Origin of the sequence: Pseudomonas lini (genome assembly GCF_964063345.1) — a bacterium.
In the GTDB taxonomy this organism is placed as follows: domain Bacteria; phylum Pseudomonadota; class Gammaproteobacteria; order Pseudomonadales; family Pseudomonadaceae; genus Aquipseudomonas; species Aquipseudomonas lini_B.
This window is the reverse complement of record NZ_OZ061318.1, coordinates 1,169,414-1,181,420: the sequence shown is the minus strand read 5'-3', so window position 1 is coordinate 1,181,420 and position 12,007 is coordinate 1,169,414. Positions and strand designations below refer to the sequence as shown.

General features: G+C 58.3%; 13 protein-coding genes. 11 read left to right on the top strand and 2 right to left on the bottom strand.

The window, feature by feature from the left end; translation table 11 throughout:
• Nucleotides 1-3 precede the first annotated feature (3 nt).
• A complete protein-coding gene (mtnC, locus tag AB3226_RS05420; protein ID WP_367372306.1) occupies nucleotides 4-687 on the top strand; it encodes an acireductone synthase in 684 nt (227 codons plus the stop codon).
• Between the two features lie 195 nt (nucleotides 688-882).
• On the opposite strand, the gene AB3226_RS05415 is transcribed toward mtnC, so the two are convergent.
• Complete coding sequence (locus AB3226_RS05415; protein ID WP_008005638.1) at nucleotides 883-1,161, bottom strand: DUF3509 domain-containing protein; 279 nt, start codon at nucleotides 1,159-1,161, stop codon at nucleotides 883-885.
• Between the two features lie 353 nt (nucleotides 1,162-1,514).
• Between AB3226_RS05415 and AB3226_RS05410 the strand changes: the two genes are divergently transcribed.
• From AB3226_RS05410 to AB3226_RS05365, 10 genes are all read left to right on the top strand, one after another.
• Nucleotides 1,515-3,353 (top strand): long-chain-acyl-CoA synthetase, encoded by a 1,839-nt coding sequence (locus AB3226_RS05410; RefSeq protein ID WP_367372305.1) that lies wholly within the window; start codon nucleotides 1,515-1,517, stop codon nucleotides 3,351-3,353.
• Between the two features lie 127 nt (nucleotides 3,354-3,480).
• Nucleotides 3,481-3,999 carry an ankyrin repeat domain-containing protein gene (locus AB3226_RS05405; protein WP_367372304.1) on the top strand — a complete coding sequence of 173 codons (519 nt, stop codon included), beginning with the start codon at nucleotides 3,481-3,483 and terminating at the stop codon, nucleotides 3,997-3,999.
• A 238-nt stretch (nucleotides 4,000-4,237) separates the two neighbouring features.
• Nucleotides 4,238-4,768 (top strand): hypothetical protein, encoded by a 531-nt coding sequence (locus tag AB3226_RS05400; RefSeq protein WP_367372303.1) that lies wholly within the window; start codon nucleotides 4,238-4,240, stop codon nucleotides 4,766-4,768.
• 83 nt (nucleotides 4,769-4,851) lie between these two features.
• Complete coding sequence (locus AB3226_RS05395; RefSeq protein WP_007902193.1) at nucleotides 4,852-5,043, top strand: PLDc N-terminal domain-containing protein; 192 nt, start codon at nucleotides 4,852-4,854, stop codon at nucleotides 5,041-5,043.
• Nucleotides 5,044-5,305: 262 nt separating this feature from the next.
• Nucleotides 5,306-6,181: a polyamine aminopropyltransferase gene (speE, locus tag AB3226_RS05390; protein WP_052963708.1), complete on the top strand. Its 876-nt coding sequence runs from the start codon at nucleotides 5,306-5,308 to the stop codon at nucleotides 6,179-6,181.
• 221 nt (nucleotides 6,182-6,402) lie between these two features.
• Nucleotides 6,403-6,636: a hypothetical protein gene (locus tag AB3226_RS05385; protein ID WP_123360081.1), complete on the top strand. Its 234-nt coding sequence runs from the start codon at nucleotides 6,403-6,405 to the stop codon at nucleotides 6,634-6,636.
• Between the two features lie 214 nt (nucleotides 6,637-6,850).
• Nucleotides 6,851-7,192: a ribonuclease E inhibitor RraB gene (locus AB3226_RS05380; RefSeq protein ID WP_007902188.1), complete on the top strand. Its 342-nt coding sequence runs from the start codon at nucleotides 6,851-6,853 to the stop codon at nucleotides 7,190-7,192.
• Nucleotides 7,193-7,599: 407 nt separating this feature from the next.
• Nucleotides 7,600-9,009, top strand: a complete 1,410-nt coding sequence (locus AB3226_RS05375) for a circularly permuted type 2 ATP-grasp protein (protein WP_038979788.1) — start codon at nucleotides 7,600-7,602, stop codon at nucleotides 9,007-9,009.
• Nucleotides 9,010-9,021: 12 nt separating this feature from the next.
• Nucleotides 9,022-9,972 carry an alpha-E domain-containing protein gene (locus tag AB3226_RS05370; protein ID WP_030131627.1) on the top strand — a complete coding sequence of 317 codons (951 nt, stop codon included), beginning with the start codon at nucleotides 9,022-9,024 and terminating at the stop codon, nucleotides 9,970-9,972.
• Entirely contained in the window at nucleotides 9,969-10,772 is an 804-nt protein-coding gene (locus AB3226_RS05365; protein WP_367372302.1) for a transglutaminase domain-containing protein, read from the top strand. Before AB3226_RS05370 ends, AB3226_RS05365 begins: the two co-directional genes overlap by 4 nt.
• A gap of 113 nt (nucleotides 10,773-10,885) precedes the next feature.
• Here the strand turns inward: AB3226_RS05365 and AB3226_RS05360 are convergent, their stop codons facing one another.
• Nucleotides 10,886-11,707: a cytochrome c gene (locus tag AB3226_RS05360; protein WP_367375756.1), complete on the bottom strand. Its 822-nt coding sequence runs from the start codon at nucleotides 11,705-11,707 to the stop codon at nucleotides 10,886-10,888.
• Between the last annotated feature and the right edge of the window lie 300 nt (nucleotides 11,708-12,007).

Sequence of the window (12,007 nt, the reverse complement as noted above, 5' to 3'; positions counted from 1 at the left end):
CCGATGCCGATCAAAGCGATTCTCACCGATATCGAAGGCACCACCAGCGCGGTGAGTTTTGTGTTCGACGTGCTGTTTCCCTACGCCGCCAAACACCTGCCGGGCTTCGTTCGCGAAAATGCTGAACGCGCCGACGTTGCCGAGCAGCTCGCCGCTGTTCGGCGTGACAGCGGTGAACCGCAAGCCGACGTCGAACGGGTCATTGAAATCCTCTTGGGCTGGATCGCCGAAGACCGCAAGGCCACGCCGCTTAAAGCGTTGCAAGGCATGGTCTGGGAGCAGGGGTATCAGGCCGGGCAGTTGAAAGGCCACGTGTACCCGGACGCCGTTGAAGCGCTCAAGCGCTGGCATCAGGAAGGATATCAACTGTTTGTTTATTCTTCGGGCTCGATTCAGGCGCAAAAACTGATTTTCGGGTGCTCGGACGCAGGTGATTTGTCGCCACTGTTCAGCGGCTATTTCGATACCACCTCAGGGCCCAAGCGCGAAGCACAGTCCTACGAGCGCATCACCCAGGCGATTGACCTCGAGGCGTCGCAGATTCTGTTTCTGTCCGACATCGTTCAAGAGCTGGACGCGGCGCGCACGGCCGGGATGGCAACCTGTGGCCTGGCTCGTGAGGGCGGGGAATTGGCGGGTCATGTGACCGTCGACAGTTTTACCCGGATAAATCCTTCTGCCCTGTAAACCCCATAACCTGTAGGAGCAGAGCTTGCTCGCGAAGGCGACGGGTCAGTCAACATTGTCGCCTGATACACCGCCTTCGCGAGCAACCTCTGCTCCTACAAGGGGTTGCGTAATGGCAGAAACAACTCAGGCCGTGAAGCGAAAGCGCTCACGGCCTGTTTGTTTGTAGCGTGTTTATTTATACAACCGCAGGATTTAAACCGAGTGATAGGTCGGGAGCGCAAACCGTTGCTGGCTTTGCAGCATGGAGATCTGCGGCAGTTCGCTCGCCTGTTCGGCGATGTCACGGCGAATCGCGCTGATCACCCACGACAGCTGATCGCCGGCATGCAGTTGCTGGTAGGAAATCGAACGTTTGAAGACTTTGCCGTCCGTACTGCGCAGGGTCAGCAGAATGCCGCCGTCCGGCCGGGGCTGGGTGGTCACTTCGAAGTTGGAGAACAGGGACGAAAATTTTTCCTGGATCAGGCTCATGTCTATCAGCTCCGTTTGTGCTTGAAGGGCAACATGGAGAGGTAGTTGCAGTGATTGTGCCAGCACCTGTTTTATTAAAAATTCATATAAATCAATAACTTAATTTTCAAACGTTTTTATGCTTTCGTGCAATCTGCATGAATGGCCATCGTGCATCCTGCATTTTGCGTGGTCGGCATCGATTCGATGGAACCAATCCCAACGCCAGGGTTCCGCTTTTCGATCTCCGATCTGATCGCTTCGGTCGCGGATACAAAACATTTCAAAAACCGCGTGTACAGCTCAAGAACTGCTGACGTATTTTCGGCCTCAATCAACGCCACCCGACAATAAGAAGATCGAACGGGAGCACCATGAGCCGCACGCTGAACGACACGATTACCTGGGGCATGATGCTCCGCAAGCTGCCTTCTATTGCCAAAGCCATTCCCCGCGTGGTGAAGGGCATGAAAGCCGCCAACGTCAAGGACCCGACCCAACCGTGTGGTCTCGGCTGGAGCTTCGAGCAGGCGACGTTGCGCAATCCCGATGGCCCGGCCTTGCTGCAGGGCGAGGTGGTGCTCACTTATGCACAGGTCAATCAATGGGCCAATCGCATCGCCCATCACTTGATTGCCCAAGACATCGGCAAGGGCGATGTGGTGGCGATTTTTATCGAGAACCGTCCGGAACTGCTGGTGACGATATTGGCGGTGGCCAAGATCGGTGCGATCAGCGCCTTGCTCAATACTTCCCAGACCCGAGATACCCTGGCCCATAGCCTGAACCTGGTGGCACCGGTGGCGATCGTGGTCGGAGAAGAGCTGGTTCCGGCCTTTAATGCGGTCCGCGAGCGGGTGGCGATCGACGCGGCGCGCATCTGGTTTGTCGCCGATCAAGACACTTATCGCGATCCGGGCATTTCGCCCGATGGCTTCATTAATCTGATGACGGCCAGTGCCGAAGCGTGCAGCGATAACCCCGTCAGCAGCCAGCAGGTTTTTCTCGACGATCCTTGTTTCTACATTTACACCTCGGGCACCACCGGGTTGCCCAAAGCCGGGGTGTTCAAGCACGGGCGCTGGATGCGCAGTTCTGCAAGTTTTGGCTTGATCGCCCTGGATATGCAGCCCCAGGACGTCGTTTATTGCACCTTGCCGCTGTACCACGCCACCGGGCTCTGCGTGTGCTGGGGCTCGGCAATCAGCGGGGCGTCGGCGTTTGCCATCCGTCGCAAGTTCAGCGCCAGTCAGTTCTGGAGTGACGTGCGCAAATACCGGGCGACCACCCTCGGTTACGTCGGCGAATTGTGCCGCTACCTGGTGGATCAACCGCGCAGCATCGACGACAGTCGGCACGGCGTGACGAAGATGATCGGCAATGGTCTGCGCCCCGGTGCGTGGAGCGAGTTCAAAACGCGCTTTGCCGTTGACCATATCTGCGAACTGTACGCCGCCAGCGACGGCAATATCGGCTTCACCAACATCCTCAATTTTGACAACACCATCGGTTTTTCCCTGATGACCTGGGAACTGGTGGCATACGAGCATGACAGCGGCGACCCCACCCGTGATGCCAACGGCTTCATGCGCAAAGTGGCCAAGGGCGAGCAGGGACTGCTGCTGGCGAGGATCGACGACAAGGCGCCGCTGGACGGCTACACCGACCCGCAGAAAACCGCAAAAGTCGTGCTCCACGACGTGTTCAAGAAGGGTGACCGTTACTTCAATACCGGTGACCTGCTGCGCAACATCGGGTTTGGCCACGCGCAGTTTGTCGATCGCTTGGGCGACACCTACCGCTGGAAAGGCGAAAACGTCTCGACCACCGAGGTCGAGAACATCCTGCTGCAACACCCGCAGATCGCCGAAGCCGTGGCCTATGGCGTAGAAATTCACAACACCAATGGGCGTGCCGGGATGGCGGCAATCACCCCGGCTGAATCCCTGGCGACCCTGGATTTCAGCGAGTTGCTGGCGTTTGCCAAGCAGCAAATGCCTGCCTATGCGGTGCCACTTTTCCTGCGGGTGAAAGTGAAAATGGAGACCACCGGGACCTTCAAATACCAGAAGACCCGGCTCAAGGACGAAGCCTTCGACCCGAATAAAACCGGCGATGACCCGATCTATGCCTGGTTGCCGGGTACCCAGACTTATGTGCAAGTCACCGAACAGGTGCTGGCGGATATTCGCGGCGGCAAGCACCGCTATTGAAAGTGTCGCTATTGAATGTGGCTCTTATTAAGTGTGGCTATGGCCACCCATGAGAAAAAAGAAGTGACAGGTTCCGGACTGCTCGGGAAACTATCGGCTTTCCGATTGACCGAATGTGGAGTCCCCAATGTCAGACAAAAGCCGCCAGATGACGCCCGAAGAGGCTGCTGAATTTGCCGAACAGGTGTTCAACAAAGCGCGCGAGGGCGATGCGGCCATGATGGCTGCGCTGCTGACCAAGGGCTTGCCGCCGAACCTGCGCAACCACAAGGGCGACACCTTGCTGATGCTCGCCGCGTACCACGGCCATGTCGAGACGGTAAAAGTGCTGCTCGAGCACAAGGCCGACCCGGAAATCCGCAACGACAACGGCCAGAGCCCGATTGCCGGCGCGGCGTTCAAAGGTGATCTGGCGGTGGTCAAGGCGTTGGTGGAAGGTGGCGCGCAAGTCGAAGGTTCGTCCTTCGACGGTCGTACTGCGCTGATGATGGCGGCGATGTTCAACCGCGTCGAAATCGTCGACTACCTGATCAGCAAAGGCGCCGATCCGAAAGCCAAGGATACCAACGGTGTGTCCGCACTGGATGCGGCCAAAACCATGGGCGCGGTGGATACCACTGCTCAGCTGGAAAAACTTCTCGGCTGATTCCCAGTGTGGCCGCGGGGCTTTTGTGGCGAGGGAGCTTGCTCCCGTTGGGTTGCGAAGCAGCCCCAAAATCAGACGGCGCTGTCGTTCAGACAAACCGCATTCGCCGGTTTACGACTGCTTCGCAGCCGAGCGGGAGCAAGCTCCCTCGCCACAGGTTCATGCCACGTCCCGCAATCCGTTTCCGAATGCGCTATCCTTCGCGCCCTCAAATCTCCCTCGCTACAGGACCCACCTCATGAAAGCCGCACTCGTCGAACTCATCAGCAAAATCAGCTCCGGGTGCATGAGCGATGACGAAATTCTGAAAATCGCAGACGAAGCGGCTCAGGCCTACGCCGATCCCGAGGCTTTTCTGACGGCCAATCCAGACATCAACTACGACGACACCTTCCCGATCCCGTTGGGCGAGTGGATTGTCGTTGGCAGCCTGCCGGAAACCGTGCTGTTCCAGGCCGACACCTACATGGACCTGTTTGCGCAGATCGTCGCTTCGTTCGGCCCCGGCGTTGAATTCAACATCAAGCCCAAGCAACTGGCCAAGACCGAAGCCCTGACGGCGCTCAATCGTATTCAGGTGCAGATGAGCAGCATGAACAAGGAAAACGGCGGTTACACGCTGATGAACTTCAGTCAGTTGCTCGACGACGAACTGCAAGTGGTGCTGGTCTACGGTAACGACGTGCCACGGGTTCTCGAATTGTGCGCCGAAGTCGGCATCGCCGCCGCGCCCTCCCTGGAAGCCCTGAAAGTGGCGATTCACGTCTGAAACCGTCTACGACGGTAATAAAACGGAACCCTCGCAACACCCGACTATCCTAAGAGTGCATACCACTCTTCGGGAGCGTCACCATGGGTTCCACGTTCAACAGCCTGGTCGGCCTGATTATTCTTGCCCTGGATATCTGGGCCATCATCAACGTACTTAAAAGTGGCGCCGAGACCGGGATGAAAATCATCTGGGTGCTGTTGATCCTCCTGCTGCCGGTCCTGGGCCTGATCATCTGGGCCATCGCCGGGCCGCGTGGCAATGTGCGGATCTGATCGGTTTCCCACAAGCAACACTGAACCTGTGGGAGCGTGGCTTGCCCGCGATGCAGGCGCTGCGGTCAGTCAGATACACCGCAGCGCCTGCATCGCGGGCAAGCCACGCTCCCACAGGATTGGGTGGAGCCATAACGTGACGTTCGACCTGTCATGTTCCGCAACGTAGAATGCGCGCCTTTCCCGGTCAATCGAACGGATCGATTGGCCATCATGGGCGGGTAACCGTCCGTTGCCACCCGCATTCATCGGAGCACTTCCCATGAGCAATACCCCAACCAGCGAGTACCTGGAAACCCTCTACGAAGGCTATGGCCAGCGTTTTCGCATGGAAAAACTGCTGCACGAAGTGCGCACCGAACACCAGCATCTGGTGATTTTCGAGAACCCGCGCATGGGCCGGGTAATGGCACTGGATGGCGTGATCCAGACCACCGAAGCGGACGAGTTCATCTACCACGAAATGCTCACCCACGTGCCGATCCTCGCCCATGGCACCGCCAAGCGCGTACTGATCATTGGCGGCGGCGACGGCGGCATGCTGCGTGAAGTGGCCAAGCACCGCAGCATCGAGCACATCACCATGGTCGAGATCGACGGCACCGTGGTCGACATGTGCAAGGAATTCCTGCCGAACCACTCCAAGGGTGCATTCGATGATCCACGCCTGAACCTGGTGATCGACGATGGCATGCGTTTCGTCGCCACCACCACCGAAAAGTTCGACGTGATCATTTCCGACTCCACCGATCCGATCGGCCCGGGTGAAGTGCTGTTCTCCGAAAACTTCTACCAGGCTTGTCGTCGCTGCCTGAATGAAGGCGGCATTCTGGTGACGCAGAACGGCACCCCGTTCATGCAAATCGAAGAAGTCAAAACCACCGCCGGTCGACTGCGCAGCCTGTTTCCGGACTGGCACTTCTATCAGGCGGCGGTGCCGACCTACATTGGTGGCGCGATGACCTTCGCTTGGGGCGCAACCAATACCGCCTATCGCAAATTGTCCCGCGAAACCCTGCAACAGCGGTTCGCCGGCAGCGGCATCATCACCCGCTACTACAACCCGGAAATCCACATCGGTGCCTTTGCCTTGCCGCAATACGTGCTGCAAGCGGTGAACAAGCCAAGCAACGACTAAACTCAAGATGTACGCATACCCCTCGTGGGAGCGAGCCTGCTCGCGAAGGCGGTCGACCAGTCGATAAATATGTCGATTGATACACCGCTTTCGCGAGCAGGCTCGCTCCCACAGGATCTGCGTTTTTCATGCTTCTACGCCGTAATCCGTTTGAACGATCACTCAGGGCAAAAGTCCAGATACTTGTAAGCCCATCCATGGGTTTTATCGAGGAGGCACCGATGCAAAAGTGGAAAATCACTTTCGTGGATGATCACGGTGAAACAGTGGACGAACTCTTCGAGTGCGAGGAATGCCCGAACAACGAGCAGGCCGCCAAACTCATTCGCGCCCGGTGCCTGCCGGTCGCTGCCGAACTGGATCTCAATGATCTGGAGGGGCGTACCGATGATCCGACCGTCAAAAGTCTGAAATCCCAGAACAGCATTGAAATCATCAGTATTACCCCGATCTGATACACCCCTTGTCACATTCACAACCAGACCTTGGCAGCGCCTCTGTCTTAAGGCTACTCTGCAAGCGAGATCAGCGAACGGATCGCTAAGGTCTGGTCTTGTCAGCTACATGCTTGCTTCCCACCGGCAACGAGGTTGCCGCATCGCGCGCACCACTCGGTTGCGCGTGCAGGGAATACGGAAAGTCTATCCATCAGTCTGAGGGGGACGTTTCATGAGCACAGCCTATCAAGAAGACATCAGCAGCAGCGTGCTGCGCCGCATGAAAGAAGGCGGTTTCGACTTTTCACGATTCCATCCCATCGAGTTCTACGCCATTTTTCCGGACGAGGAGCGGGCACGCAGGGCGGCAGGTCATTTCTGTGGTGAATCCTTGAATGCCCAGATCAGCGTGCGCGACGACGGCGCGTGGCATCTGGAACTGAGCAAAGTGATGTACGCCACCTACGACGGGATCGGCGACTTTGAGCAGGACTTCGAGGCGGTGGTCGAGCCTCTGGGCGGTATCATCGAAGGATGGGGCGTCAAGCAGGAGGTACGAGGGTTACTCGCATAACTTTATGAACAGTGACAACACTCAGCAACGGCTGACCTTTGGGTTGGCCGTTTTCGTTTTCGCGGTTTGGAAAGGCCTCTTGATCGTGTTTTTGATTCATAACGTTTCAAAAACGCAAAAAAAAGCCACCTAAACAGGCGGCTAAAAGGGAAGAGCGATAAGTTTTCCAGCGAATGCGCCGATTATCCGCATCGCCTCCCGGGCAGTGAAATCAACTCTGGCTATGCTGCTGATAGGCGACAGCATTGCTTCGCCATGAAGCGGGGGCGATCAGGTTGGGGCATTTACCGCACAGGATTGGTGCGGTGCCTGCAGCGCCATTCTCCAACTGATTGATATCAAAGCGTTTATGCCGATGGCACGGGCCTTGCGAAGGTCTGGATGTCCGGAGTGACAAGGAGTACGGCATGATCCGCACCTATTTTGATGAGATGTACGATGCCGGCGGCCAGGTCCGCCCGCATTATCGGGAGTTTGCCCGTTGGCTGGCCGAAACGCCTGACGAGCTTTTGGCACAACGGCGACGCGAGGCCGATCTGTTATTTCATCGTGCCGGGATTACATTCACGCTCTATGGTGATGAGCAAGGGACAGAGCGCCTGATTCCCTTCGACACCATTCCCCGCAGTATCCCCGCCAGTGAATGGCGGATCGTCGAGCGCGGCTGCATTCAGCGGGTCAAGGCATTGAACATGTTCCTTGCCGACCTCTATCACGAGCAGCGCATCATCAAGGCCGGCATCATCCCGGCCGAGCAAGTGCTGGCCAACGAGCAATATCAGTTGGCGATGCAAGGGCTGGATCTACACCGCGATATCTATTCGCACATTTCCGGCGTCGACCTGGTGCGCGATGGCGACGGCACGTACTACGTGCTCGAAGACAATCTTCGTACACCCAGCGGCGTGAGCTACATGCTCGAAGACCGCAAGATGATGATGCGATTGTTCCCCGAGTTGTTCGCGGCCCAGCGCATCGCGCCGATCGACCACTATCCGAACCTGTTGCTCGACACCCTGAAAAGCTCCAGCCCGATCGACAACCCGAGCGTGGTGGTGCTGACGCCGGGGCGCTTCAACAGTGCGTTTTTCGAGCATGCGTTTCTGGCCCGGGAAATGGGCGTTGAATTGGTGGAAGGCGCGGACCTGTTCGTGCGCGATGACAAGGTGTTCATGCGCACCACCGACGGGCCGAAAGCCGTCGACGTGATCTACCGTCGCCTCGACGATGCGTTCCTCGATCCGTTGGCGTTCAACCCGGACTCGATGCTTGGTGTTCCAGGGCTGTTGTCGTCCTACCGATCCGGTAACGTGGTGCTGGCGAATGCCATCGGCACCGGGGTCGCGGACGACAAATCGGTCTATCCCTTCGTCACGGACATGATTCGTTTCTACCTCGATGAAGAGCCGATCCTGAAGAACGTGCCTACATGGCAGTGTCGTAATCCCTCGGAACTGTCCCACGTGCTGGCCAATCTTCCTGAGCTGGTAGTCAAGGAAACCCAGGGCTCCGGCGGTTACGGAATGCTGGTGGGGCCGGCGGCGACGGCGGCGGAAATCGAATCTTTCCGTGAGCGGATCAAAGCCAAACCCCACGCGTACATCGCCCAACCGACGTTGTCTTTATCGACCTGTCCGACCTTTGTCGAAAACGGCATCGCTCCACGCCATATCGACCTGCGTCCGTTTGTATTGTCTGGCCGCGAAACCCGGGTTGTGCCCGGCGGTTTGACCCGTGTCGCCTTGCGCGAAGGCTCCCTGGTGGTGAACTCATCCCAGGGCGGCGGAACCAAGGACACCTGGGTGGTCGAGGATTGAAGGAAGCCTGCCATGTTAAGTAGAACTGCCTCGGATCTGTATTGGATGTCGCGTTACCTGGAGCGGGCGGAAAACCTCGCACGGATGCTCGACATCAGTTATTCGCTGTCGCTGATGCCGCAGGACGGTCGTGGCGACGGCTTGCACGAACTCGCCATGCCGTTGCTGATCACCGGCACTCTGGACGATTACCTGGAACGTCACGGCGATCTGCATGCCGAACGGCTGCTGCATTTTTTCGCTTTGGATGCGGCCAACCCGGCGAGCATCTACAGCTGCCTCGGTGCCGCGCGAGCCAGTGCCCACGCGGTGCGTGGGCGAATCACCGCCGACATGTGGGAAAACATCAACTCTACCTGGCTGGAAATTCGCGGGATCGCCGAGCAGGGCTTGAGTCGCTACGGCATGAGCCGGTTTTGCGAGTGGATCAAGGAACGTTCCCACCTGTTCCGCGGCGCGTCCTACGGCACGATCATGCGTAACGACGCGTTCCGCTTCATTCGTCTGGGCACCTTTATCGAAAGGGCTGACAACACCTTGCGCCTGCTCGACGCCCGTTACGAAATGGCCGGCGATCAGGCCGAAGCAGTCAGCGACGGCACGGCTCACGCCTATTACCAGTGGAGCGCCTTGCTGCGGGCCTTGTCGTCGTTTGAGGCTTACACCGAGATTTACCGCGACGCCCCCGGCGCCCGGCATGTGGCCGAGTTGTTGCTGCTGCGCGCCGACGTGCCGCGCTCCCTGCGGGCCTGCACCGAAGAAATCGACCAGATTCTCGCCCAATTGCCGGGGGCCAACGGCCGTCCCGCGCAACGCCTGGCCGCGGAAATGGACGCGCGCCTGCGCTACACCGGTATCAACGAAATCCTCGACGAAGGCCTGCACGCCTGGCTGACCGAGTTCATCCCGCTGGTGCGCCAGTTGGGCAACGCCATACACAGTTCCTACCTGGAGGCTGCATGAGACTTTCCATTAGCCACGAGACCACCTATCACTACGAAGATCAGGTGCGGGCGAGCATCCAGTACCTGCGACTGACCCCCCATGACAGCGAGCGCCAGCACGTGCTCAGCTGGCAGCTCGACCTGCCACGCCCGGTGCGCGCGCAACTCGATCCGTTCGGCAACATTCTGCATGTGCTGACCCTGGACGAACCCCACGAGGCAATCATCATCGGCGCCCGTGGGCAGGTGGACATTGATGAGTTGCGCGAAGCCGAGCATGAAAGCCAGTCGGCGTTGCCGTTCCTGCGCTTCACGCGCCTGACCGAAGCCGACGAAGCGCTGCGCGCATTCGCCGAGAAGGCCTGCAAACAACGCCGGGATCGTACGGCGCTGATCGATTTGATGCATGGCCTGAACCAGCACATGACCTACACGCCGGGCTCCACCGAAGTGGACACCAGCGCCGCCCAAGCCTTCGCCGGGCGTTCCGGTGTCTGTCAGGACCACACTCATGCGTTCCTCGCCTGCGCCCGCAGCCTGGGCATTCCTTCGCGTTATGTATCGGGGTATTTGTACAGCGAGAACAGCGAACACTTGGCCAGTCACGCCTGGGCTGAAGCCTGGCTGGATGACGCCTGGTACAGCTTCGACGTAACCAACGAACTGGCCCGCCCGGAGCGTCACCTGAAACTGGCCGTGGGTTTGGATTACCTGGACGCCTGCCCGGTGCGCGGCATGCGTCGTGGGGGCGGGTGCGAGCAGATGCATGCGAAGGTGTTTGTCTCGCCGACGCCGATGATTACCGTCCAGCAGCAGTAAGTAATCCCTGTGAGAGCGGGCTTGCCCGCGATGGCGGTCTTCCAGTCACTGCATTTATGTTTGGAATAACGCTATCGCGGGCAAGCCCGCTCCCACAGGGAGGGGGGTGGTCATTACGGCTTAATCTTGCGTCCCGCCATATGCTTCAAATATCCCACCAACAACTCCAGATCCCCCTCCGGCAACACCGTCGTCGCGAACGCCGGCATCTTCGCCTGCGGCCACTGGCGCAAGCTCTGCGGATCACGAATATAGCGCTTGAGGAAATCCGCGCCGAAATACTCGGTCGGGTTGAACGGAATATTCAGGTCCGGCCCGAACTGCGCATCTCCCGCGCCATTCAATCGATGACAGGCCAGGCAGTTCTTCTGAAATAGCGCAAAGCCCTTGTTCACCGGGTCGTCCGTCTTCAGCGCAGGATCGGGCAATAGGGCAGGGAAGCGCTCGGCCACCGGGGCCATGCGCTTGATGCTGGCGACTTCGAACGGCCATTGCTCGGGGCTGATATTGCCTGCCTGCGGATCGGTCCAGACCAGATAAAACGGCCCTGCACTGTGCTTGCCCTCTGACAACGGCGGCCACGGCTTGGCCGGGTCTTCAATCGCTAGCCAAGCCTGTGCCCCTTGGGTATTGAGCAACGGCGCGGCAGCCAGTTCGGCGGCGAAACCGTCCAGGGCAACGGCTTGCAGATGATCGTCAGGCTTGATGCCCGTCAACAACGCCGCTAACGGCACGGCGCGATAGCTCATGTCCCGTTTGTAGGAAACGTCGTTAGTGATCGTGATGGTCTGAACCTGGGGATGCTTGAGCAATTGCTCGGTCTGCCAGGTGTGAGAACTCGCGCCCAGCTCCAGATTCAGCTGTGCGGCAGATAGAGGCATGCTGAGCAGCAAGGCCCCAAACAGAATGAGCGTTTTCAAATGATCGCCGTCCATGTCGTGGTAGTGCCGCAAAGGTTGGCACAGCCACGCTGACCCGGGTAGCGAGCCAATCATATTTTTATCAGGCGAAATGAAAACCCTGATGCTCGATCAGCCAATCACCTTGGTCAGGTTCGGCAAAATCAACAACAGCGTGGTGGCGAATAGAATGAGCCCGGCTTGACGAACTTTCGAATGCTTGAACATGGCTTGACCGCCTTTTTTGTTATTTCCTGATGCTTGTCTGCCTATCTCCATGACGGCAGAGCTCTGCACTTCCTTGTAGGACGAGTGCCTCGGCAAAACCCGACGACA